Origin of the sequence: Affinundibacterium danionis (assembly GCF_042432465.1) — a bacterium.
GTDB classification, from domain to species: domain Bacteria; phylum Pseudomonadota; class Gammaproteobacteria; order Burkholderiales; family Burkholderiaceae_D; genus Undibacterium; species Undibacterium danionis.
This window is the reverse complement of the sequence record NZ_JBHLXJ010000012.1, coordinates 22,582-48,316: the sequence shown is the minus strand read 5'-3', so window position 1 is coordinate 48,316 and position 25,735 is coordinate 22,582. Positions and strand designations below refer to the sequence as shown.

Genomic DNA, 25,735 nt, shown 5'->3' with positions numbered 1-25,735 from the left:
TTGAAACGTCACTATTGTGAGACTAAATTTACCTTGGCGCAAATGAAAATTCTAGAAATGCGGTGACCGGACTTAACTTACATCCTGCGCCCCTGGTTTAGGCTTATTCCCTGTGAACATGGCCTTTACCAAATTCTCTTTATGTTGCCAGCTGGTGAACAAGACACCCAAAACATGCAGCACAACCAGACCACAAGTTAGCCAAGCAATCGCAACATGTATCCGTACCGGCCAAGCATAACCCCAGAGCAAATCGGTATTCATCGCCCAACCCGTGATGGACAACAAACCGACACACGACAACAACGCTACCACCATCCAGCCACCCAAAGGATTATGGCCTAGATAACGCGGTGCGCTCGCGTTCAAGACTTGAGAAAAATAATGACGCGTGGTCGCCCAAGGTTTTAAAAATTGGCCAAAGCGGGCGTAAGAATTTCCGACATACCCCCACAGCAACCTGAGTAAAACCAAAGTACCCGTAGCATAACCTAGCCATTCATGAGCCGCGCCAGGCATATCACTGGTGATCCAAGCCGCGCTCATGCAGGATACTAACGTCCAGTGCATCAGACGTACTTGCCAATCCCAAACCGCTAGATTTTCTTGCGCCACCTTATTCTTCCACACGTTCGAAAGTCACAGGATTAAAAAAGGCTTCTACTCGCTTTCCTTTGGGGTCTTTCGCATAGACCTCATAACAGGTCGTGGTTTGCTCCATGCGGCGAATTTGCCAACCTTCTTTGGTCAATTTTTCTTGCAATTCAGTATGAGGTTTCCACTGTGATTTGGGGAGCTTGGTGCATTTCACATCACCATGCGCCCACACACTACTGGCCAACATCAGTGTGGCGAGCGCCACCAGTTTTACGATAATTGATTTCATATTAGTTCCTTGAAGATTGATACCTAAAAATTATACTGCCTCAGTTTGACTCAATTTGTCTCAGTTCGACTCAAACAGTGATAGCCCAACGTCGCAACAAATTATGATAAACCCGTGTGAGTCTGAGTAACTCAGCACTATGCTCACCGACGCGGCTTGTTAATTGCTGTATCGTCTGATCCAGATCGAATAGAATAGCGCGCTCTGAATCATCACTGACCATACTCTCTATCCAAAAAAATGAAGCAATGCGCGCGCCCGACGTGACGGGGGTGACACGGTGCAAACTAGACGCAGGATAGAGCACCATATCGCCCGCCCCTAATTTAACGGTTTGCACACCAAAATCGGTTTCTATTTCCAGCTCACCACCTTCATATTCTTCAGGCTCGCACAAGAATAAAGTGGCCGCCAAATCACTACGCAAATTGTGATTAACAGCGTTTCGATTAGTCGACGGCATAGTCATCACCGCGCTATCAACGTGCAAGCCATAACCACCGCCGTCTTGATAACAATTGAATTTGGGCGGATAGATTTTTTGTGGCAAGGCAGCCGAAATAAATAAGGGATGCGCACCCAATTTACGCAGAATATGATTTCCCAAACTAATAGCGACTTCAGCCTGATCATCTAGCTGTAAATTACGCTTCACCTGTTGCGCCAGACTTCCTGCAGTCTTCGCACCATCTTGCCATTCAGCGCTATCCAGATGCGAGCGACATTGCGCAACTTCCTCTTTACTTAAGACTGCATCGATAACGATTAACATGTCACTGGCCCGTCCTTATTTTTTGCATGATGTGTTGTACGATTTTGTGCACTAGTGTTTGCGACTTTTACTTCTATGGCGTTTACTTTTAGGACTTACGCAAAATCGTTCCAGCTAGGCGTGCCGACGAAGACAGTGAAATTGCACGGCGAGACGGCAACAACGACGCTGGGACGGTTTTGCGTAAGTCATAACTTTATAGATGAGGGAGCAAAGCATTCGCATCGATATCCGCCAGCGTAGCGCATCCTGCTAATGCCATGCAAATTTCTAGTTCTTCACATAATAACTTGATCATATGCGCCACACCCAAAGCACCCGCTACACTAAGCGCATACATCTGCAAACGACCGATCAAGACAGCATTTGCGCCCAAGGCGATGGCTTTGAAGACATCCGTTCCTGAGCGGATTCCACCATCCAATAATAAAGGAAAATCTTGCCCCACCAGCGCGCGTATCGCAGGCAATACGCTCAAGCTCGCAGGGGCGCCGTCAAGGCTACGACCGCCATGATTAGACACAACGATTCCGGCGACACCAGCCGCTTGTAAAGCACGAGCATCTTCAGGATGCATAACACCTTTGACCCACACCGGCAAACTGGTCTGACTCATCAGCCACGTTAGATCTGACCACGTGGGCGCTGCTAACATCATGCCTTGAAAAATGCGACTGGCACCAGCAGATAATTCAACTTTTTGTTGTTCCAGCTGCGGCAAATTCACCGCGAGGCAATCCTCAGGCATGCGAAAACCTGCTTTTAAGGCACGCATACTTGCAACTTGGATTGAGGCATCTAAAGTCACCACAATGGCGCGAAAACCTGCCGCCTCTGCCCGTCTCAACAATTGCAAAGTATCTTCACGTTTGGTTTGAAAATACAGCTGGAACCATTTTTCTGATCCAGCCGCGGCGGCGACCTCTTCTAGTGGCGAAGTCGCCAAGGTGCTGCATACGATACAGCTTTCCATCGCTTGCGCAGCATGAGCAGTAGCAATTTCTGCCAAAGGATGCGCCAATTTTTGAAATGCCACTGGCGCTAATAAAATGGGATGCGCCAAAGTCTGAGCACCTAGTTGAACCCGAGTATGTCCTTCTTTGACATCACGCAAAACTCGTGGATAGACCGACCATTTTGCAAAAGCCGCGAGATTCGCTGCGACACTTAGATCTTGACCGGTACCGCCGGCCACATAAGCGTAGCTCGCTTCAGACATCGTCCCTTGTGCAGCAATTTCATAATCCTGGGCGCAACGAATATCGGCGGGAATACGCTGGGCAAACTCAGACGAATTGGAGGGCATAGAGACAGAGATGAAGTAAAAGATACAGGAAGAGAAATACTACAATAGCAGACCGCAAAAAAATACTGGCACCAGCGATTATAGGACTCTTCCTTAATCAACAACAAAGAAGAGCCCTATGTTAGCCGGATTCACCATCCGGCTAAATACTACAACAAATAATCCATCCTACATCTCATAATTCAAAGTAAAGCGTACCGCGCGTGCATCGCCTTTATACAAGAACGACCCAGAACGATAGACCGCTGTGAAATAGTCTTTGTTCGCGACATTCAAGACATTCACGCGAACATCAAAACGACGTGAAAAACGATAGGCTGCGAAGGCATCAAAGACAGTAAAGGCTGGCACTGGCTGTGAGCAATAGCCAGTCGCAGAGAAACCTGCGGCCGTATCAGGTTGACCACCACAACGATCACTCTCATGACGTCCCGACGTGCCGAATGAGAAAGCATCAGTCAATTGATATTTAGCCTGCAAAGAAAAACTCTTCTTGGCAAAATTACTCAATGGTTTACCCACGTTCGCAGCTGTCGCAGAGGCCAGCACTTTCGAATCGAGGAAAGCGGCGCCCATTTGTACCGACAAGTCTTCTGTCACATTACCGCTGAGACCGAACTCAAGACCTTGCACACGATTTTTACCCGTATTGAAAGTACCAACGGTGTCGTAGTTCGCACCTTCCATCACATCTGATTTTTGGGTTTGGAACAGTGCTGCGGTAGCTAATAATTTGTCGTCGAGCAGATTCCACTTGGCGCCAAGTTCATAGTTAATCGAAGTCTCTGGCTTGGCACCTGCAATTTTATTTTGATACAGAACCGCACCGCCGTAACCGCTGCTGGTACCAGAATCCGCCTCGCCACCATTAATATCTTGCGCACTAGCAGCCGAACCATACACGATGAATTTAGGTGTGATCTTATAGCTCAAACCCAGATGGCCATTGAACAAAGTGTCTTGGTAAGCATAGCTACCTGTTACAACATTGGTCGTGTTATTACGGCGAATTAAATTCAAATCAAAACGGTCAGCGCGCACACCACCAAAAGCGGTAAATTTATCGGTCAGATCAACGGTATCCATCGCGGTGAGCGCTAATGCCTTGATGTGCCAATCTTGATTCCACCCCAGACGAGTAGCGTTACGACCTGCTAAATTGGTCAAATTGCTCACCGCGACACCTGAGCTGTCGGTGAAACAGTAGCCGTTATTCGCACCCTTACCTGCGGTTGTTTTGCAATTGAAAGTGCCCGTATTCGTTACCGAGAAATTACCTGATACCACTTTATGATCGGCGTATTCCGCACCGAAAATAAATTCATGCTTAACGCCCGCTAACATGGTATCCATGCGCAAATTGCTTTGGTGAGCAAAATAATCGATATCTTGCCAACCTGTGTGACCACCATCGAGTACGCCTGTGGTGTAAGCAGTTCCTGTCGCACCATCGTAACGTGTCGCGCTAGAAGCGCCGGTCGTCACATAGCTATTATTTGATTTACCGTAGCGCGTCAAACTAGTGAGTTTGACTTCGGGTGCTAGCGTCCAATTCACCCGTGCGGTGACGGTATCTAATTCAGATTTTAGAAAATCATTCGCTTGGCCGTACACAGGCACATTTTTAGCAGGAACTCGATCCGGTACGGTACCAACTAAGTAATAACCCAAATCCGGCGCTTTATCTTTAGTTCTTAAACCGTAGTAATCCAAGGTGACAGACAAATCTTTGCTCGCTTCGTACAAGCCAGACAGCGCCACACCTTGGCGTGAACGACTGGATGGCGAACGATCAGGTACATCTTCTTTGCCGTACAAAATATTACCGCGCAGAGCAAAATTTTCACCAAAGCCTTTATTGATATCGGCTGTCACACGGCGCTGTGAGTCGCTCCCTACACCGACCGAAACACGTTCGAAATCATGATCGAGTGTCGCTTGTTTGGTGATCGCATTAATCGCACCGCCCGCTGTGCCGCGTCCTGCAAAACTAGAATTCGGGCCTTTGGAAATTTCCAATTGTTCGATCGCAAAACTTTCGCGAGTAGACATACCCGGATCGCGCAGACCATCGACGAACACGTCACTACGTGCTTCTTGGCCACGGATAATGTAGCGATCGCCAAAAGCATTGCCGTTCTCACCCGTACCTAAAGTAATACCTGGCTGAGCACCCAGAACTTGTTTCAGATCGGTCAAACCGGAGTCATCCAACGCAGAGCGAGTTAACACGGCGATAGTCTGTGGCGTCTCTGCCAAAGGGCGAGTGTGACGAGAATCAGCAGAAGATTTGGCTTTATACGGCGCACCGACTTCTACGTTGGGATTAGATTCAGCACGTTTACCCAGCACTTCCACTTCCTGTAATTTCTGCTTATCTTTTTGCAGCGCAGAAACTTCCTGAGCGACGGCCATCGTAGGCAGCAAAGGCAACAAGATCGCCCCTGAGATACCGAGTGCTAAGCTGGTTTTTTTCATAGAAGCGAAGGCCAAATCCTCTGTCTGACGCAGGCTTTTTGGTTTTTGTACTGATGAATGTTTCATTTATTTCCCTGAATGATCTATCAAAATATGGTGTGTGAGCATGAGAAATGGAGGTGCTGACAAGGATTCGTACAAAACAAATACCACCCATCAGCATTCATATTTCCATCAACAAAGCTCGAATTGGGGCGAATACTACCTCAATCACTAATGCGAATCAATATCATTTACATTCATTTATCGAGTTGTAGCCAGTTTACGGGTATCAAATCTCGGTTCATGAAACAGTAAACCGAGCAGTGCCAGAGCAGTTGTAGACAATTAACAAATAAGTAAACGCAAAAAAAAAATGGCATCCACTCTCGCAGATGCCATTTCGCTATTTCAATACTGCTTTATTACTTTTTTGCTGAAGTTCTATTAAGAATTACCAGCGAATCATCCATTTGAAGTCTGGATTAGAACAATATATTCGCACTCAAAGAAATCGTGCGCGGACTTCCGACCGTGTAACGAGCGCCACTATTATTCAAAGTGCTGACATATTCTTTATCCGTCAAATTGTTCACATTCAATTGCAATGCGAGATTCGGCGTTGCCTGATATGCCACTACCGCATTAGCAACCCAACTAGATGCAATTGCGGGCAAATTTTGTAGCGCAGCATTCACGCTAGGATCAACGATACGCTTTTGCTCCGAGGTATAACGAACACCGCCGCCCACCGTCCAACTTGGCGCGACTTTATAACTACTCCATAAAGTTGCCGTCAAATCAGGGGACCAACGAGCCGCAGCGCCTGCCGAGTTATTGCCAGTGGAGCCTTGCAAGACTTTGGTTTTCATCGTCGCCACACCCGCCGTGATTTGCCAATCTGGATTGACTTGCCCCACCAAGCCCAGCTCTACGCCCTCGACCCGGCGCTTACCGAATTGTGAAAACACATTAGTAACCGCATCGACTTGTACGATTTCGTTGGCGTTATCGGTACGATAGAAGGCAGCAGTAAATGCCAAGGATTTGTCCAACAAATCCCACTTAGTACCCAACTCAAAATTGGTGGTCTTTTGTGGATCGGCGAGTGGACCATTCACGTTATTAGCCGCGCTGCTGAGAGAAAAATTCGCACTGCCCGGTGGCGTCAATGAAGTCGCGTAGACACCATACAAACGACCATTTTTTGCGACTTTGTAAACCGTACCCAGTTTCCAACTGAACAGGTCATCATGCTTATTCACTTTTGCTGGAATCAAAGTTCCCACGGGCAAAGTCGGATTCGCGGTGGCGGTTGACAGGCTAACTGATTTCGACTCGGTGCTATAACGCTCATAACGCAAACCTGTATTCAATTGCCAATCGTCATTCAAATCAATCGCGTCAAATACATACAAGGCGGCGGTCTTAGTTTGACCGTCGCTGCTGGCACCATTTTTTACTGGCATAGGCAAGGCGGTATTCGGGTCAGGTTGGTACAGATTCGCAGCTGGAATTACCGTACCGGTTGGCACTGCTAAGGTATTAGTGGTTTGACGCTCTAGCAACAACTCCACACCTGCCGACATCGTATGTTTTACACCTGCTGTATCGAAGCTGCTATTGATACTAGTTTGGTTCGCAAAGATGTCATTACTTTGGTCGAGCCCCTGGCGGGAACGCGCTACTGTCCACGTATTTTGTGCACCTGTTGCGGTTAATCCATTAATCCCGGTCAACACGCGCTTCATAGATGACTGGCCATAACGCGTCACGTTGCGCAGTACCGTATCAGGACTCAGGTCAAATTCAAACTTCGCAGTCGCCATGTCGGCTTCGACTTTTTCATAGTCGTTGACACTGCCGTAGTAGTTTTTAGACCGTACTTTTGGCGCCGCTAATAAAGCCGCGTTGGCGTTGTAAAAACCAGCTAAACCGACAGTCGGGATACCACCATCTGGCACATTATCTTGACGGATATGTTGAGTATAAAAGTAAGCGCGTGTCTTAGTGCCCAAGCCAACGGCGATGGACGGTGCAACGCCGTAGCCATTATTTTCTAGTTGATCGCGACCGGCGACGCCACCGGCTTGTTTGAAGACATTGAGACGAACCGCCGTGGTTTCACCTACTTTTTGATTAATATCGGCTGAAACACGCTTATTGTCGCCATTGTTAATACTTCCCGCACCGCTGATGGCATTTTCTAAAGTTGGTACTTTTGACGCCAAATTAATATAGCCGGAGGCCGCGCCACGACCGACATCTGCGCCAGCTGGTCCTTTAACGACTTCCACTTGTTCCACATTAAAAGTATCTCGTGTCACCGCACCAAGGTCGCGCACGCCATCCACAAACACCGAAGACTGCGTTGCAAAACCGCGCATCTGGAAGGTATCACCAGCGCTGGTATTACCATTTTCACCCAACTGCATCGTAATACCTGGCGTATTACGCAGCGCATCCATCATGTTGAAAGCACCTTGCTCTTGCAGCAATTCTTTCTTGATGACCGACACCATTTGCGGCGTTTCTAATAGGGGCTTCACTAATTTACTCGAGCTAGAAACATCCGCTTTAAAGGGAACGTCTTGCGAACCCTGCACTTTAATTTCTGGCAAAGCAGATTCTTTCTTTGATTTTTCTTGTGCGCTTTTTTGCGTTTCCACAGAAGTATTTTGCTGCGCTTGTGCGGACAAAGGCGCAGCCAAAGCCGCAATAGCGATCAAGGTATGACTCAATTGCACAGGTTTTTTTTGATGTTGTCGACTACGAATATATGCCACAGAATTTCTCCGAAAAAAGATAAGAAGTAAAAAAAGAGAGAGGAAATAAAGAGAAATGGGCTGGCTAGAAAACGACTTGGAGGCGATCGCATTATTGGCTGGCAAAACCTTATTTATGCGAATAATAACCATTCTCATTTAGATTTGCAAGTTTTAAATGAGAACGATTCTTATTTACTTTTAAGTTAGCATTGATTAGAATGGCACTCATTACGCCAGATCCTCCTACCTTTTCTATTATTTTTACTTTCACTTTTAACCATCATGATGTTGCACATTCCCTCTGTACTCAGCCTTGACGAAGTCAACTATCTACGCAGTCGTTTAGAAAATACCAATTGGGTTGATGGCAAAGAGACCGTGGGGCCACAAGGTGCGCAGGTTAAACAAAACCGCCAACTTCCCGACCACTCCGAAGTCAGTATTGAGCTTGGCAATATCATTTTGTCGGCAGTCAAAAAACATCCCTTGTTTTATTCCGCCGCCCTGCCTTTACGTATCGTTCCCCCCTTGTTTAATGCATATGCGGGTGGCGAGCATTATGGTTACCATGTAGACAGCGCAATCCGTCAAGTGCCCAATATGGACTACAGCACTAGCCTTAGTTTGCGCACTGACGTGTCCTCTACTTTGTTTTTATGTGACCCGGATGAATACGATGGTGGAGAATTAGAAGTGATAGACACCTATGGCACGCATGAGGTCAAACTACCAGCGGGCGATTTGATTGTTTATCCCTCCACCAGCCTGCACCAAGTGCGCCCAGTGACGCGAGGGATTCGTGTCTGCTCCTTTTTTTGGACGCAAAGCATGATCCGTGACGATGCTCGACGCAGCATGTTGTTTGATATGGATCAAAACATACAAACATTGCGCAGCCAATTAGGTGATAGTGCCGAAGTCCTTAGCTTGACGGCGCAGTATCATAATCTGGTGAGGATGTGGGCTGAAACTTAATTACCACCTGCAAAGCCATCTGCAACATCATTTACTTCCGTCTCCAGTGAGAGTTGGCAACAAAGCGATACAAAACATTTGAGCACAGTGTTAAAAGTAAGAATTGTTCTCAATTAAAATATCGCTTGGCAAGATGATTTTATAAAGCGCTTTTTACGATTTTACTTTTTGTTTTTTTACCTTTTTAAATAACGTGTCTACACCTCAACAACAACGCGCTTTCTGGTTACGTCATCTGCATAACTGGCATTGGATTAGCTCAGCAATTTGCCTGATCGCGATGATGCTATTCGCCGTGACAGGATTTACGCTTAACCACGCCGGCGATATCGAAGCACACCCAAAAACCAGCCAAAAGACGGGACAAATTCCCGATCATTTACGCCAACAATTAAGCAAGGAAGTCACTCAGCGTAGCCAAAAAGGTGCAGATACTCAATTGCCCGAAGAGTTCGTACAATGGCTTGCCAATCAACACCACATCGACGCAGCGGGCAAACCTGCAGAATGGACGCCTGAAGAAATTTATCTACCCTTACCTCGCCCCGGCGGCGACGCTTGGTTGCGCGTCAATCTGGGCGATGGCGCAATGGAATATGAAAAAACCGAACGTGGTGTGATCGCTTATTTAAACGATCTACATAAAGGTCGAAACACGGGCAAGGCTTGGTCTTGGTTCCTCGACATTTTTGCTTTGGCCTGCTTAATTTTTTGTATTACGGGTTTATTTTTATTGAAGATGCACGCGACGAATCGCCGCCTGACTTGGCCCTTGGTGGCAGCAGGTTTGGTGATCCCTCTGGTGCTCAGTATTATGTTTATTCATTAGAAAAAGCTGCGCATCGAGCATCATCTTGCGCAAGCGTTACACCTAATTTATATCAGCCAGCAGACAGTTTTAAATTCAGTTAAGTTGGATTTAGTTGAATTTAGTTGAATCAAACCAGTCAAGCCAGCAAAGTCGTCAATCGCATTACTTTACTAACAAAATATTTATCGAGCCAACTATGCAAAATATGCAAAAAATACTGCCTTTCGCCATTACCAGTTTATTAGGCACATCCGCGATGGCTGCGGAACTGGTGGTCAAAGTAGAAGTACCAAAACTGAATGTCGCTGAATATCATCGCCCTTATGTCGCGATTTGGGTAGAGCGCCCAGATCAAAGTTTTGCCGCCAATTTATCGGTTTGGTATGACCTTAAAAAACGCGACAACGAAGGTTCAAAATGGCTGAAGGATATGCGTCAATGGTGGCGTCGTATTGGTCGCGAAGTTGCTATGCCAGTAGACGGCGTGAGCGCGGCGACGCGCATTGTTGGCGAACACACCTTAAGTTTTGCCAGCGACAAAACGGCGCTCGGTAAATTACCAGCTGGTGAGTACAATTTATTAGTTGAAGCGGCGCGTGAAGGCGGCGGTCGCGAAGTGGTCAAAGTGCCATTCGTGTGGGGCAGCAAAGATGGCAAAGCGCAGGTAGTGCAAGGCAGCCATGAATTGGGTGCGATTTCTGTGCAAGTGAAGCCTTAATTTTTCACAACACAGTTAGCCGAATATATCGACCTTCTCTATTCAACGTACTATTACTTGAGGATATCAAGATGAACTTCTTCTCGACAAAAACCAGCAAACGTATTTGCCTCGCCCTCGCCGCTTGCATGCCTTTACTAGCACCACTAGATGCACTTGCGCATCGTCAATTCATCGTGCCGACATCCACCGTCGTTAATGGTAAAGCGCCATGGGTTAGCTTTGATGCCGCCGCTGCCACAGACGTATTTTTCTTCGATCACGTCGCGATGAACTTAACGAACTTAGTGGTCACTGCGGCAGATGGTTCTATCATCAAAGTAGAAAATCAAAGCACTGGCAAACTGCGCAGTAGTTTCGATTTTCGCGCTGAGATGACGGGCACTTACCGTGTCGCTGTAGTTAATGATGGAGTCAACGCTAGCTACAAAGAAAACGGTGCAACCAAGCGTTGGCGCGGTACGGTAGAAGCCTTTGCCAAAGAAGTACCAGCGAATGCCGAAGAATTACAAGTCAGCCATAATCAAGGCCGTGTTGAAACTTTTGTGACTAACGGCAAACCAAGCACAATAGCTGCCACTGGCAAAGGCTTGGAATTAAGCCCGATCACGCATCCCAATGATTTGGTCGTGGGTGAAGCGGCACAATTTAAATTCCTAATTGATGGCAAACCAGCAGTCGGCGCTAAAGTCACCGTCATCGCTGGCGGCATACGTTATCGCCAAAAATTGGATGAACAAATTCTCACCACCGACAGCGAAGGTAAAGTCAGCATCAATTGGCAAGGTGCAGGTTTGTACTGGCTACAAGCGAGTCTGAACGACAACAAATCAACAGTACCTGGCATCAAAGATCGCCGCGCCAGCTACGTGGCTACTTTAGAAGTTATGCCACAATAATTTTCACTGAACTTCTGCGCGCCAGCCCTTTTTTTTACCGGCGCGCAGGATTCTTTTGCACATTTGCTCGCGATCTTCCTCTCCATTCCTCACCCTTAATATCGTTTATTCACTCCGTGCCTACCCTTACTTCCTCTACTCCAGATCAACGGCAGGTGCTCATACCACTCAATATGAGTCAACCAAGCAGGCCGAATGCGAACATGCGATATCTTGACCTGCGCGGCTTTACCATGGGAACGTATTGGCAAGTGCAGTGCTATGCCGTGACAACACGTAGCGAAGAAGATTTACGAACGGGAATACAAGCACAGTTAGATCAGGTCGTTGCACAAATGAGTCCTTGGGAATCGGATTCCGACATTAGCAAGTTCAATCGTGCATCGCCAAATACCTGGCATGTGCTACCAGACAATTTTTTCAAAGTATTGCAACATAGCGTTTTCGTCGCCGAACAAACCCAAGGCGCCTACGATCCCTGTATAGGACATCTCGCCAACTTATGGGGTTTCGGCCCGCAAGGCAAAGTATCAACAACACCCGATGCAACTAGCATACAACTAGCCTTACAAGCCACCCAATGGCAACAACTTAAACTCGACATCGACCATCGTAGCGTCCTACAACCCGGCAATATTCAGCTCGATTTATGCTCAACCGCCAAAGGCTTTGGGGTAGATCAGGTAGCGCGCTATTTACAAGAATCAGGGATACACAGTTACTTGGTCGAAGTCGGCGGAGAACTACGTGGCTTAGGCTGCAAAGCTGATGGACAACCGTGGTGGGTCGAATTAGAAGATCTACCAGAATCTAGCAGTCCAGCCTGCGTAGCAGCACTACACGACATCGCCATCGCCGCCTCCGGCGACTACCGACAATATTTCGAAGTAGCAGGTCGACGCTATTCACACAGCATAGACCCACGCACAGGCTATCCAGTCCAACACGGCGTAGCATCCGTCACCGTGTTACACCCAGAATGCATGATCGCCGACGCCCTAGCCACCGCCATGACCGTCCTAGGATTAGAAGCAGGCATGCAATACGCCAAACAACTACACGTAGCAGCGCGTTTTATTGTACGTGACGAACAAGAAGAAAATAGCTACAGCCAACACATCAGCCCCGCATTTTTGGCGATGATGGATGAATAAAAAATAATGAAACAAGAGAATAGTTTCCCACCAGCCTTCGAGTCGTCGGTTTTATCGCATGTAGCGCTGCCAATTGTGCGTAACAGAAAATGGAAAAGGAAAGCCTTGTGTTTGAGCGTAGCGAGTTTCAAGGCGTTCCCATTTTTTGTTATGCACAATTGGGCACACGAAGTGCAGCGATACCTGCGTCGCCTTCTTTTGCTTACTTTTCTTGGCGAAGCAAGAAAAGTGAGTGGCTGTCGGGCCACCCCCGACCAGCGCCACTATCATTAAGCTAAAAAAATTACTTAGAAATTCCCAAAAAATGCAGTCAAGAAAAATGCAACTAAGACTAAACGCCCTACTACTGATAGCCCTAAGCATCAGCACATTATTCCTATTCGCGCCACTACATCAATTCTTAAGTATTAGCACCACACGTCTAAGCACCGTAACCAGCATACTCATCAGCTACGCCCTCTTCTATTACTGGATACAAGTCAGACATCAACACGCCCATCAATCCAGTCATCAACCCAAGCTAGATTTTGCTAACATCAGCCAAGAACAAATTCTCATCGTCTATGCCAGCCAAACTGGCTACGCAGAACAACTCGCTACGCAAACCCAAACCAGCCTGCAACAAGGCGGCATGCAAACCCAGCTTTGCAACATCAGTCAACTCACCGCCGAAGCATTGCAGCAGGCACATAAGATTTTGTTCTTGGTCAGCACCACGGGTGAAGGCGATGCACCCGACAGTGCCGCCAAATTTACCCGCACAGTGATGGGGCAAACGATCCAACTCACCCAACTACATTACGCCGTGCTGGCTCTCGGTGACCGCAATTACCAAGCCTATTGCGCCTTCGGACATCAACTCGATCACTGGCTGCATCAGCAAGGCGCACAAACTCTATTCGATACCGTAGAAGTTGATAATGGCGACGACGGCGCGTTACGCCACTGGCAACACCATTTGGGTGTACTCAGTGGTCGCACCGATCTCGCCGATTGGCATCAAGCCGAGTATGAAAATTGGACATTAAGCGAACGCCAGCTACTCAATCCAAACAGCCAAGGCAATCCCGTTTATCAATTGCGCTTAATACCAAACACCAGTAATCGCGATAGCAGTTGGCAAGCAGGCGACATCGCTGAAATCCTGCCACAACGACCAAGCAGTGATCAGCCCTTACCGCACCGTGAATACTCAATCGCTTCCATCCCGCAAGACGGCGCGGTAGAGCTCATCGTACGCCAGATGCACCAAGCGGACGGCAGCTTAGGACTGGGCTCAGGCTGGCTCACACACTATGCCGATATCGGTAGCACCATAGCTTTACGTCTACGCAGTAACCGCAGCTTTCATCCTCCGGTCAACGCCTGCCCACTCATTTTGATTGGCAACGGTACTGGCATCGCAGGTCTGCGCGCTCACCTAAAACATCGAATCCAAAAAGGACACACTCAAAACTGGTTATTCTTCGGTGAACGCAATCGTGCCTATGACTTTTTCTGTCAAGCCGAAATCGAACAATGGCAAGCCGATGGCACCTTAAGCCAACTTGACCTTGCGTTCTCCCGTGATCAAACACAACGCGTCTATGTACAAGACAAACTGCGCGAACAAACCACTGAGCTGAACGCATGGGTGGCGCAAGGCGCAGCGATCTATGTCTGCGGTAGTTTAGAAGGCATGGCTGCTGGCGTCGATAGCGCATTACGTGACATTGTGGGCGATGTAACGTTAAAACGTATGCGCGAGGAAGGACTGTATCGACGGGATGTGTATTGAGTGTATAAAGTTTGCTTGTCAGAATAAATTTAGCTATAGTCCAGCTCTATATGCGTCAAAAAGAGAATTTGTAGAGCATTCCTCATAGCGATCGAAAATCAGGGCATAGCTAAATGATGGCCTTACTAAAAAATTTCCTGATAACGGCCAGCTTACTTTATCTGAACGCGCCAGCACTTGCACAAAGCCCGACCACCCCGACATTATCCCTGTATTGCGAGGACGATAAACCACTGCAATATTTTGACGAAAACAAAGAACTGACAGGATTAACGGTCGAAGTCGTACAAGAAATCCAAAGGCGCATCGGCAATAAAGATCGCATCCAAGTCGTGCCTTGGTCGCGCGGCATGGACAAACTCAACAAAGAGCCGAACAGTTTTTTATTTACCATGGCGCGCACTGCCGACCGAGAACATCTGTATCAATGGATAGGTCCCATTCTATTCATCGAATATGGTCTCTACGTAAAGGCGGATTCCAAGATCCAAATTAAAAGCCTCGACGATGCAAAAAAAATTGGCTTGATTGGCGTCTATCGCGATGATATCCGCGATCAAACGCTCAGCAAATTAGGCTTCACCAACCTCGATCGCGCCAGCTCGGTTGCTTCCAGTTTTAAAAAATTAATGATAGGCCGCATCGCTGCCTACGCCGATGCTAAAAAAGGCGTCGCCATCACAGCCAATTTAGCCGGCTACCAAGAAAAAGACGTCAAACTTGCCTACGATTTGTTTAAGAATCCTTTGTATATTGCGGTTTCAAAAAACACCGATGCTGCTATCGTTAAACAATGGAATAACACTTTAGACGAGATGAAGAAGGATAAAAGTTTTCTTAAAATTTTGAAGAAATATAACGAGCAATGACAACTACGCCATCCGCTTAAGCTAGTGATAAAGGCTGCACAGTATCCCAGACCATCAGGCTTACCATGCGAATCGCCATTCAAAAAACCACCAACCTATTTCAACGCAATTTCAATACAAACATCTATGCAAATTCTAGTCGCTACCGACATACACGGCATCAACGACCAGCTCAAAGCTTTGTTTCAAGAATTTGACCAAACAATCCGATTTCTATCGCCGTGAACAAGGGATGAATGTCGCTACGAAACAGAATCAGAGGCGGTCGCCGCTTTTCATAGGCAAAATGGGCTTGTAACTTACCAACAAAAAATCGCAGAAGCTGCCGGAAGCAAACCTAGTTTTTTAATAGGATTCAGCGTTGGTGCAACTAGCATGTGGCTGTATGCTGCTAGCGAAAATTGTCATCCTGATAGCCGTGCTCAATTGATTTATGGTTCACGCATCAGAGATTATTTATCGATTGTCCCACGTTGCAAAACTTCGCTTATCTTTGCGGAACATGAGTCGTCCTTCCAACCGGAATCAGTAGCGGCCAAGATGATGAACACGCCTGTTGCCTGTACCATCATTAAAAACACTCGCCATGGATTCATGAATCCCCACTCACCTCACTACGACGAAGCACTTACTCGACAACAATTAGCGCAGATAAAATCACATCTAATGCGATACAACAAACATGATTAAGTCGATCTTGGCTGATACAAACGCTCACACCATTTACACCCATCAATACAGAACAAACTATCATGCATTTTCTCGATAAAGGATTTGAAATTGTCGACGATTTTATTTCTCAGCATTGGCTAACAAGGATCGTGAGTGAAATCGAACAATCCGACAATTTAAACATCAACAGCGGCGTCCGGCATATCAATAAAAAATTGCCGATCATTGCGGATTACCTTAATAGTGCCGAATTTCAAGAAAAATCCCGGGCATTTTTGCCAGTCGGTGCCTCACTGGTTCGAGCCATCCTATTTAATAAATCGCCCGAATCCAATTGGTACGTAACTTGGCATCAGGACAAAACCGTTTCAGTGTCTAAACAATTTAATGCCGCAGGTTGGCGTACTTGGAGTGTCAAGGAAGGTAGCCTGCACGTGCAACCACCGTTAGACGTTTTAGAACAGATGGTAACAATACGCGTGCATCTGGATGCGACACCGAAAGAAAATGCATGTCTCAAAGTGATCCCAGATAGTCACAAGTTGGGTTTATTATCGTCCGAACAAATCAGTAAGATCGTGGCGGAAAACGAAGCGCATTACTGTGAAGCGAATAAAGCTGCAGCACTCATCATGCGCCCGCATTTACTGCATGCTTCAAGTAAAAGCACTGTCCCTGGCAATCGACGTGTTTTGCATTTTGAATTTAGTAACTGGCGATTGCCAGATGGCGTTGTCTGGGACTGAATGCTTGAATACTCATTTTAAGATTGCAAAATTGACTTTGCATTTTAATTTTGAAGTTTTGTTCTACGCCCTTATACTGTGCAGCGAAAATCAGGAATAAACTGAAAAACCGATAGCGAGAGACCTATGCAGAAAAAACACCCTACAGAGAAAACAGTCAGCCCCGTCAAAGTCATTACCAGTGCTGCCAAAGACACGGCTAAGCTTATCGCCGCGGATGGCGAGCTGGTTAAAGGTTATGGCATCGTCAGCGGTGTGTGGGCCTTAGGTCTTGCAATTTTATGTTTCTTGGGTGTATTGGCTTTTCATTTCCCACAGTATTTAACAACCCCAGAATTACGCCAAAAATATTCGCCTGATTTAATCCGCCATTTAATGTTCGCCGCACTCGTGCTGTCTGGTTCAATTAGTCTGGTCAACCTAATTCTCAAACGAGCGCGTAGTATCAACGGTGTAGCGGGAATCTTAGTGTTGGCTTGTCTGGCGCTCGGCGGCTCACACGTACCGGTCGCGGATTTTCCTGATCACACACCTTACATCGGTCTGGACTGGTTTATTCTAGATTTGCTAGGTTCGACTTTAATTTTTGTTGGACTAGAAAAATTATTGCCGCTCTATCGAGGACAACCGATTTTTAGAAAAGAATGGCAAACTGATCTGGTACATTTTGCGGTCAATCATTTCATCATCGGTTTAGCCTTATTGACCGTCAACTTTCTAATTCACAAAATTTTTGGCTGGATCGCAATCCCTGCTGCGCAAGAGTTGGTGCAAGCGATTCCCTTTTTGCCGCAACTATTACTGTGTATCTTAGTCGCCGATCTGGCGCAATACTGGACGCATCGTGCTTATCACGAAGTACCATTTTTATGGCGTTTCCATGCTGTGCATCACAGTACCAAAACCATGGATTGGCTAGCTGGCTCGCGCATGCATATGTTGGAATTGATCGCGACCCGCGTTCTGGTATTAGGTAGCTTGTATGTATTGGGATTTGAAAAATCGGTGATGGATATTTACATTATCGTGGTGGGATTTCAAGCCGTCTTTAACCATGCGAACGTACATATCAATTGGGGGCCGTTGAAGTATTTAATCGTGACACCGGATTTTCATCACTGGCATCATTCGTCTGACGATATCGCGATCGATAAAAATTATTCTGCTCATTTTTCTTTCCTTGATCATCTGTTTGGGACGGCGATCAAGGGGCAAAAAGGTTTTCCTGAGCGTTATGGTGTATTTGGCGATTACATGCCTGAGGGCTTTATGGCGCAACAACATTTCCCGTTTCATGTCGATCCCTACCGAGCAGGAACTGCGGCATTACTGCGTTCAAAACGCCGCAAACGTCAACGTGAGAAAAATGCAGCAAAGGATTCATCACACGAAACTGAATAATATTTTTTAGCACGGATGACGCAAATTTCAGGTCATCCGTTCTTCATCAAAAATTCGCACACCTCGGATTAGGCATCCATGTAGGAGATGCCGCCCGCATTACTGATCTCTAAACGCTCTTCCAGTAATCGTTTTTCACCTTCACGGAACTGGACAAACTCTAAGCCTATACGAAACAGTTGTTTAGATAAAATGGTGTAGTTCATGCGGCAAGTAATCTCTAGAATTTTTTCACGGCCACCGGCATTCAGAGGCGGTAAAGCTAGCAATAAAATGACTTTACCCTCGTGAAAAACATTGTGATCACAATGTATGCTCAGGCCGCCCATAGAGATTTCATTGACCCGACCATGAAAGGTTTTCTTACCAGTACCACCTTCATACACTATCGCAATCCGCCACTTCACTAGGTAACGTTTGTGACTACGATTGTTGACACGTGGAAGTCTGGTCGAGATCGAAATAAATTGAGGTGTGGGATTGGTTTCCTGTGACTCGTTCTGAGCGCCACCATTCTCCACTCGACCTGTGTCCTTGACCGGCAACGGAGCAACAGATGGTGACTCAGGCGATTTTTCACTCTCTGTCTTTTTCATAAATTGGGATAGTCTATCGAAACTTTCAAATTGCTAAAAATCATACGCGCATACATTCTTACTACTATATTTTGTGTCCTATGTGACAAACACTAGCCTGACAAGTTCCCATATCATCCCACACATTTTTTTGTTACGATGCTGCGCTTCTCCCGTTTTTGGGTTTAATCTTCTAACTTCATCACTATGCTGCGCGAAAAATTATTCTTGAGTATCGTTTTCTTAATCTTGTCGATGTTGGGAGGATTAGCGTGCCTACCCTTGTTCGTGCTACTCACAGGAGATGTTGCCAAGGCCAATCAACTCGGCACCAGTACCTTGCTTATTTTGCCCATCATCAGTCTTGGCCTACTCTGGTCCGCCAAATCTGCATCTATCTATACATTGCGCCGTAATTGCTTTATTAGCTGGGCGCTTGTTCTTATGAGCTTAGGAATCATCAATTTGATCTTAGTCAAAGTCTATACCGACTCTCACAGCACTATCATAATGCTAGGTGTAGTGTGCGGAATTATCAGTCTGCATGCGCACAATAAAGACAAAAAAAGAATGCTCAATTCAAAATAGTTTGCAACTAACTAATCCCATTGATTTACACGCGCTAATTCCGATAAATGCGGCGCATTTTGAAATGTGATTTTTATGTCAATCTGAAAAAGACACAATTTATTCAACATTGTTAAATTTTTCTCTCACCATTGAGGCGTAGCATCTCAAATTGAACTAATTAGGCTATTATTTTTCCAGAACGGTAGTGCCATAAAAAAACCGATAAGCCTTAACACGCTACTTTACTAATACTGTTTTTCTGATGCTGTTTTACCATGTAACCATGCGAATGGAGCAGTGCGATGGAAATGAAAGTCTTGGTCATTGATGATTCACAGATTAATGTGACGCTGCTTTGTCGCCTGCTGGAAAAAATTGAATCCTGTTCTTCCGTCAGTTTTCTAGAACCGGAAGTTGCGCTTGAATGGTGCCGTGATCACGTTCCTGATTTGGTGCTAGTCGATTACATGATGCCTACCATGAACGGTATACAGTTTATTCAAGGATTTCGCCGATATCAGCATTGCCGCGACATCCCTGCCCTCATGATCACGGCCAATGACGAAGTTGCTTTGCGCTATGAAGCCTTGGAAGCGGGAGCCAATGATTTCTTAATCAAACCAGTCGATAAGATTGAGTTCTTAGCGCGCACCAAAAATATGCTAGCGCTACGCCGCAATCAACGCTTTCTGGAGAATCGCGCCAGTTGGTTGGATGCAGAAGTGCAAAAAGCGACCTTAGAAATTAGAGCTCGTGAACAAGAAACTATCCTTCGTTTGTGCAAAGCGGCCGATTCTCGAGACCCAGAAACTGGCGCGCACATCGTCAGGATGGCTAATTACTCTCGACTGATAGCAGAGAATCTTGGCCTACCCTATTCCCTACAGCAAATGATTTTAGAAGCCGCGCCTATGCATGATATTGGCAAAGTGGGTATTCCTGATCACATATTACTCAAACCCGGCAAACTCAGCATTGATGAATTTGCGATCATGAAAACCCACGCCAGTTTAGGTTATCAAATCCTAGCAGGTAGTACATCCGAGACCCTGCAAATGGGTGCACAGATTGCCCTCTCCCATCATGAAAAATTTGATGGCAGCGGCTATCCGCAAGGTTTATCCGGCGATGCGATCCCTATAGTGGCACGTATCGTCGCGGTGGCCGACGTGTTTGACGCGCTTACTTCAGAGCGGCCATACAAACCAGCCTGGGAAATTGATCGCGCGGTTGCCTTACTTGAAGAAGGAAGTGGTCAACATTTTGACCCCCAGTGCGTACGCGCTTTCCTAAGTGATTTTTCCAAGGTAATGGAGATTAGAGAACGATACCGAGAGAATCCAGAGGACCCTAAATCATTCGGCGCATTCTAATTGTGCGCAGAGATGACTACATCACCGCTCATTACTTCTCAAAATTACTCACGAGTACTCGTTACTACTTACTTCTATTCATTAGGTTCGCAGGTTGCGGCAGGAAAAGACGTGTCAATATATAAGCTAGCTTAACTGGAAGGATGAAAATGGAAATCGCTCAACTGGTACTTACCAATCTAAACACCGATCTCGATAAGTTATCGGAATTAAGCAGCTTTAAGCCGCAGTTAGTTCTCGTTTTTGGCTATACCGAGCATTTCGCCAATCCGCTCTTAGCATCCGCTTTAGAGAAACATTTCCCCGACGCGCAACGAGTGGGATGCAGTACCGCAGGCGAGATTGCCAACAGCGGAGTGCTCAATCATAGCACCGTAGTCAGCGCCATTCGTTTTAACGCCACCCAATTTAAAGTTGCGACCGCCGCCATTAATGGTATGAGCAGTTCATTTGAAGCAGGTCTGTCACTTGCCAAACAATTAGAAGCCAGCCATCCTCAAGCGGTCATTGTATTAGGCCAAGGCGTTGATATTAATGGCAGTGCGATGATAGAAGGCATGGTCAGCTGTTTGGGCGAGACTGTCGCCATCACCGGTGGTTTAGCTGGAGATGATGGTGCATTCAGCAAGACCTATACTTTATCGAACGCTGGGGTATCCACTTCTAACATCGTCGGAATCGGTTTTTCAGGCGACAAATTGATTTTTTCGCACGGGAGTTTCGGAGGCTGGAAACCTTTTGGTCCAACTCGCAAAGTGACACATTGTGTTGATAATATTTTGTATGAATTGGATGGCGAACCGGCATTGGCGGTATATAAGCGCTATCTCGGTGATTATGCAAAAGACTTACCAGGTTCAGGTCTTCTATTTCCGTTCGAAATGCTCAGCGACGCACGTGAATCACTAGGACAGATTCGTACCATCCTAGGCGTCGACGAAGCGGCTGGCAGCCTGATATTAGCTGGCGTGATCAATCCCGACGGTTATTTGCGTCTCATGCATGCGCATACCAATGACTTGGTCGATGGCGCAGAAACTGCGGCGAATGCAACCATAGAAACAATGGGCAACAAGGATAGTCAAGCGCTGGGATTATTAGTAAGTTGCGTGGGGCGAAAATTAGTCATGGGTGGTAGGGTCGATGAAGAAGTCGAAGCGGTGCAAGACATCTTGGGTGAGCACACTGTGATGTGTGGCTTTTACTCCAATGGAGAGATCTGCCCTGGTTATCATCTCAAAACCTGTAGTTTGCATAATCAGACCATGACCATAACTTATTTAGCGGAACAAGCTTAATGTCACTTTGAGCAATACAGTATTGAATCTATCTATAACCCGTTGCGCACTAACACAGTCACAATAAAGCTATGCCACACAAACTTTCGCTCAGGCAGTATAAACGCTTACTCGGCATACACAGTGAAGAGCAGCTATCTGATGTATTAACGGAATTCGATAATGTTACGGCAGAAAGTGGTCTAAGCGACGCCGCCAGAACAGCCTTAAAAGGCTTACGCCATTTCTTTGCGCAAGCAGACGAAGCGTACCAACAAGCAGACCGAGATTTAGCGTTAGGAAAACGCAGTCTGGAACTCAGTTCGGATGAACTAATGGCGGCCAATCAGACCTTACGCCATGAAGCCGAATTACGCCAACAAGTCTTGCAAAGTTTGCGTCGTACCACCAATGAAGTACTTGCTCAACTCGGAAAACGACTAGCTGACGAAGATAGCCTAGAAAAACTTAGCAGCCTATTAGCAGGGGTGGTAAGTGAGGTATTAAAAACCCGAGTTGAATTGCAATCGGCCTTGGATGCAATTGAAAATCAACAATTCGCCCTTGATCAACATGCCATCGTTAGTATTACTGACGCCGCTGGCAATTTAATTTATGCCAACGATAAGTTTTGTCAGATAAGTCAGTACTCGCGCGAAGAACTACTCGGTAACAATCATCGTATCGTCAATTCCAAGTTGCATCCACGAGACTTTTTTGCTGCTATGTGGGGCACTATCTCTCAAGGCAAAGTATGGCATGGTGACATCCGCAATCGTGCCAAAGATGGTAGTTTCTACTGGACTAGTGCCACTATCGTACCGTTTCTCGATAAAGAAAAAAAACCTTATCAATACATTTCTATCCGAACTGATATTACCCAAGAGCGCCAACTTAAAGAGGCTATCGAGGCCAGTAAACAACTTCTGCAAAATATCATGAATACCCTAGGTGAAGGTGTGTACACGCTTGATGCCTCGGGCGTTTGCAAGTTTATCAACCCCGAAGCGGAAAAGATTTTAGGATGGTCACTTGCTGATTTGTTGGGCAAAAATTTACACGATGTCATACACGCGAAAAAGCCGAATGGCAGCCACACACCTCATGCAGGCTGCCCAATTAGTAATGCAGTATCGAAGGGACAAGTATTTCGTTCTGATCAGGAGTTTTTTCAACACCGATCTGGTGCGTTCATACCGATTTCAATTGTTGCGTCCCCTATTTTTGATAATGGAGAAATCGTTGGGTCGGTCGCCGCATTCCAAGATATCACTGCACGTTTAGCGAGTGACAAAGCGTTGCGCGACAGTGAAAACAAGCAACGCATGATACTGGACAATGCTGCCGATGCAGTTTTTGTGGCGGATGAAAATGAACGCTGGGTCTACGTCAATGATCTGGCGCTACAGCTCTTGCACTTTAACAGAGAGGACCTCATAGGCAGCAGCATCTACGCACTACTCCCAGAAGAATTCCGCGAAATATCTAAAAAAACATTCACTTCCAAACTACAAACTGAAAAATTCATACGCCAAGAAATTCGTCTCTTAAAAAAAGACGGCGGTTCTGTTCCGGTAGAAATGAACGCTGCACTGCTGCCCGATGGCAGCATCTATGGTTCATGCCGCGACATCACAAGTAGAAAAGAATTTGAAGCCGCACTTATACACGCCAAAGTAGGCGCGGAAGAAGCAAGCAAAGCTAAGAGCGATTTCTTAGCCACCATGAGTCACGAAATTCGTACGCCAATGAACGGCATCATAGGTATGACCGAGTTGACACTCGACACTGAATTGACCATGCAACAACGCGAGTATTTGGAATTGGTCAAAGTTTCTTCAGATGCTTTGCTCGGTATCATCAACGATATTCTAGATTTTTCAAAAATAGAATCCGGCAAATTGACGCTGGAGCGGATCGAGTTTCCGATTCGCGATCTGATCGCAACGATGTTGAAATCTTCAGCCTTACGTGCCGATAAAAAGAATCTAGAATTGGTATATCAAATCGATCCTGAATTGCCAGAAATTTTAATTGGAGATCCAGGAAAACTGCGACAAATTCTAAATAATCTCTTAGTCAACGCGATCAAATTTAGTCATGAAGGTACGATCATCATCGACGTCAATATGGTGGAATTGCACGATGGCATGGCGCGCCTACATTTTTCGGTAACAGATCAAGGAATAGGTATAGAACAGGAAAAGCAAGCGCAAATTTTTCAACCATTCAGCCAAGCCGATGCCTCAACGACGCGTAAGTATGGCGGCACTGGATTAGGACTATCGATTTCCTCACGTCTAGTACAGGCAATGAATGGTCAGTTGCAAGTACAAAGTGAACTAGGACGAGGTAGTTGCTTTTATTTTTCTGCAGATTTTGGAGTAAGTGCAACTAGCATAGCGCCTTTACAAACGATGCATCTACAAGGTCTTAACGCGTTGATAGTGGACGATAATGAGATCAATCGCCGTTATATCCAAGATACCTTGCGTAACTGGCAGATGCAAGTAGAAGTGGCCAACGGTGCCGATGCAGCTCTCGCTCATCTACAGGAATATGCGCGCACTCAACGACAATTTCACCTCATACTATTAGATGCTTGTATGCCAGAAGTTGATGGTTTTACGCTTGCACAGCGTATCGTCGCGATGCACTTAACACCGCAGCCCAAAATGCTCATGCTCTCTTCAGCGGCGTCAATAGATGACGCACAACGCTGCACCGAAATCGGTGTTGACGGCTATGTACGCAAACCCATCAATCACCAAGAATTACAGATTGCCATTGATGCCGTATTTCAAGGCATTCCGACCGGCGCGGTTCACTATATCCATTTGGTGAACGAAGACATTCACAACACGCAAGCAAAACTACACGTATTGATTGCGGAGGATAACGCGATTAATCAAAAACTCGCACTCAATTTATTGCACAAATGGGGGCATAGCGCCGACATCGCAGAAAATGGAAGAATCGCCATTGAGAAATTCGTTGCAAATACTTACGATCTGATTCTCATGGATATGCAAATGCCTGAGATGGGTGGCATTGATGCAACCCAAATAATTCGTAGCTTAGAGAACGAGGGACAACATATTCCTATCATCGCTATGACGGCCAACGCAATGCAAGGCGACCGCGAACGTTGTCTACAAGCAGGTATGGATCATTATTTATCCAAACCCATCAAGAGCGAGAGTCTAAAAGAGTTGATTACCCAAATCTCTAGACACAAAACATTGCATTCCAAAGCCGTTTTAGCTAGCGACGCGCTGCTAGTCATGCTGCCAGAAACCACACTGCTAGCAGAGCAATCTGATCCGTCGTCATTGACCGCGGACAGCGCCTCATTTGATTTTAGTCAGGCCATACTGGAAGGCGATGAAGATATCTTGCAAATTATCACCCCGATGTTTTTAGAAGGCTGCGATAAGCAAGTAGCGGAAATTCTAAGCGCCATCGAACGCCAAGATGCCGAGCTGCTATATCGCAGCGCACATACGTTCAAAGGTTTAGTTGGCAACTTTAATGCTAAACCCATAGAGACACTGGCGAAAGCCTTGGAGCTAAAAGGAAAACAACAGGACTTTAGCGATACTGAAAGCTTATATGCCGAAATGTCTGATCTGATCCTTCCGCTCAAGAATGCACTGACACATTATTTGCAAGAACACACCTCAAAGGATTAATCCACGAACATAACTAATGTAAGTAAATCTTAAGTCT

At 46.2% G+C, this 25,735-nt stretch carries 20 protein-coding genes; 12 read left to right on the top strand and 8 right to left on the bottom strand.

Features of this window, described 5'->3' with window-relative positions:
* Positions 1 to 72: 72 nt before the first annotated feature.
* The 6 genes from ACFFJH_RS11025 to ACFFJH_RS11000 all read right to left on the bottom strand — a co-directional run bounded on the left by ACFFJH_RS11025 (position 73) and on the right by ACFFJH_RS11000 (position 8,207).
* Positions 73 to 615, bottom strand: coding sequence for a cytochrome b/b6 domain-containing protein (locus ACFFJH_RS11025; RefSeq protein ID WP_390212530.1), 543 nt, complete (start codon positions 613 to 615; stop codon positions 73 to 75).
* 1 nt (position 616) lies between these two features.
* Positions 617 to 886, bottom strand: coding sequence for a PepSY domain-containing protein (locus ACFFJH_RS11020; protein ID WP_390212528.1), 270 nt, complete (start codon positions 884 to 886; stop codon positions 617 to 619).
* A 70-nt stretch (positions 887 to 956) separates the two neighbouring features.
* A complete protein-coding gene (locus tag ACFFJH_RS11015) occupies positions 957 to 1,658 on the bottom strand; it encodes a Fe2+-dependent dioxygenase (RefSeq protein WP_390212526.1) in 702 nt (233 codons plus the stop codon).
* Positions 1,659 to 1,854: 196 nt separating this feature from the next.
* Positions 1,855 to 2,964: an alpha-hydroxy acid oxidase gene (locus tag ACFFJH_RS11010; RefSeq protein ID WP_390212524.1), complete on the bottom strand. Its 1,110-nt coding sequence runs from the start codon at positions 2,962 to 2,964 to the stop codon at positions 1,855 to 1,857.
* A gap of 168 nt (positions 2,965 to 3,132) precedes the next feature.
* Entirely contained in the window at positions 3,133 to 5,508 is a 2,376-nt protein-coding gene (locus ACFFJH_RS11005) for a TonB-dependent receptor (RefSeq protein WP_390212523.1), read from the bottom strand.
* A gap of 398 nt (positions 5,509 to 5,906) precedes the next feature.
* The gene (locus tag ACFFJH_RS11000) at positions 5,907 to 8,207 is read right to left on the bottom strand and encodes a catecholate siderophore receptor Fiu (protein ID WP_390212521.1); all 2,301 of its coding nucleotides are present in this window, start codon (positions 8,205 to 8,207) and stop codon (positions 5,907 to 5,909) included.
* Positions 8,208 to 8,471: 264 nt separating this feature from the next.
* Here ACFFJH_RS11000 and ACFFJH_RS10995 point away from each other — a divergent pair, with 264 nt between their 5' ends.
* The 7 genes from ACFFJH_RS10995 to ACFFJH_RS10965 all read left to right on the top strand — a co-directional run bounded on the left by ACFFJH_RS10995 (position 8,472) and on the right by ACFFJH_RS10965 (position 15,392).
* Entirely contained in the window at positions 8,472 to 9,164 is a 693-nt protein-coding gene (locus ACFFJH_RS10995; RefSeq protein WP_390212519.1) for a Fe2+-dependent dioxygenase, read from the top strand.
* A gap of 193 nt (positions 9,165 to 9,357) precedes the next feature.
* Complete coding sequence (locus ACFFJH_RS10990) at positions 9,358 to 9,993, top strand: PepSY-associated TM helix domain-containing protein (protein ID WP_390212517.1); 636 nt, start codon at positions 9,358 to 9,360, stop codon at positions 9,991 to 9,993.
* A gap of 187 nt (positions 9,994 to 10,180) precedes the next feature.
* Entirely contained in the window at positions 10,181 to 10,693 is a 513-nt protein-coding gene (locus tag ACFFJH_RS10985; RefSeq protein ID WP_390212619.1) for a DUF2271 domain-containing protein, read from the top strand.
* Between the two features lie 71 nt (positions 10,694 to 10,764).
* Positions 10,765 to 11,592: a DUF4198 domain-containing protein gene (locus tag ACFFJH_RS10980; protein ID WP_390212515.1), complete on the top strand. Its 828-nt coding sequence runs from the start codon at positions 10,765 to 10,767 to the stop codon at positions 11,590 to 11,592.
* 203 nt (positions 11,593 to 11,795) lie between these two features.
* Complete coding sequence (locus tag ACFFJH_RS10975; RefSeq protein WP_390212513.1) at positions 11,796 to 12,746, top strand: FAD:protein FMN transferase; 951 nt, start codon at positions 11,796 to 11,798, stop codon at positions 12,744 to 12,746.
* Between the two features lie 319 nt (positions 12,747 to 13,065).
* Entirely contained in the window at positions 13,066 to 14,523 is a 1,458-nt protein-coding gene (locus ACFFJH_RS10970) for a sulfite reductase subunit alpha (protein WP_390212510.1), read from the top strand.
* A 113-nt stretch (positions 14,524 to 14,636) separates the two neighbouring features.
* Positions 14,637 to 15,392: a substrate-binding periplasmic protein gene (locus ACFFJH_RS10965; protein ID WP_390212507.1), complete on the top strand. Its 756-nt coding sequence runs from the start codon at positions 14,637 to 14,639 to the stop codon at positions 15,390 to 15,392.
* A 452-nt stretch (positions 15,393 to 15,844) separates the two neighbouring features.
* Here ACFFJH_RS10965 and ACFFJH_RS10960 read toward each other — a convergent pair whose 3' ends face one another.
* Positions 15,845 to 15,988, bottom strand: a complete 144-nt coding sequence (locus ACFFJH_RS10960) for a hypothetical protein (RefSeq protein ID WP_390212505.1) — start codon at positions 15,986 to 15,988, stop codon at positions 15,845 to 15,847.
* A gap of 156 nt (positions 15,989 to 16,144) precedes the next feature.
* Between ACFFJH_RS10960 and ACFFJH_RS10955 the strand changes: the two genes are divergently transcribed.
* Both ACFFJH_RS10955 and ACFFJH_RS10950 read left to right on the top strand, forming a co-directional pair.
* A complete protein-coding gene (locus ACFFJH_RS10955; RefSeq protein WP_390212503.1) occupies positions 16,145 to 16,810 on the top strand; it encodes a phytanoyl-CoA dioxygenase family protein in 666 nt (221 codons plus the stop codon).
* Between the two features lie 126 nt (positions 16,811 to 16,936).
* Positions 16,937 to 18,211 (top strand): sterol desaturase family protein, encoded by a 1,275-nt coding sequence (locus ACFFJH_RS10950; protein WP_390212502.1) that lies wholly within the window; start codon positions 16,937 to 16,939, stop codon positions 18,209 to 18,211.
* A gap of 68 nt (positions 18,212 to 18,279) precedes the next feature.
* Here ACFFJH_RS10950 and ACFFJH_RS10945 read toward each other — a convergent pair whose 3' ends face one another.
* Complete coding sequence (locus tag ACFFJH_RS10945; RefSeq protein ID WP_390212500.1) at positions 18,280 to 18,807, bottom strand: PilZ domain-containing protein; 528 nt, start codon at positions 18,805 to 18,807, stop codon at positions 18,280 to 18,282.
* 851 nt (positions 18,808 to 19,658) lie between these two features.
* Here ACFFJH_RS10945 and ACFFJH_RS10940 point away from each other — a divergent pair.
* The 3 genes from ACFFJH_RS10940 to ACFFJH_RS10930 all read left to right on the top strand — a co-directional run bounded on the left by ACFFJH_RS10940 (position 19,659) and on the right by ACFFJH_RS10930 (position 25,698).
* Positions 19,659 to 20,729 (top strand): HD domain-containing phosphohydrolase, encoded by a 1,071-nt coding sequence (locus ACFFJH_RS10940; RefSeq protein ID WP_390212498.1) that lies wholly within the window; start codon positions 19,659 to 19,661, stop codon positions 20,727 to 20,729.
* 149 nt (positions 20,730 to 20,878) lie between these two features.
* Entirely contained in the window at positions 20,879 to 22,027 is a 1,149-nt protein-coding gene (locus tag ACFFJH_RS10935; protein WP_390212496.1) for an FIST signal transduction protein, read from the top strand.
* 71 nt (positions 22,028 to 22,098) lie between these two features.
* Positions 22,099 to 25,698 carry a PAS domain S-box protein gene (locus tag ACFFJH_RS10930; RefSeq protein WP_390212494.1) on the top strand — a complete coding sequence of 1,200 codons (3,600 nt, stop codon included), beginning with the start codon at positions 22,099 to 22,101 and terminating at the stop codon, positions 25,696 to 25,698.
* Positions 25,699 to 25,735: the final 37 nt, after the last annotated feature.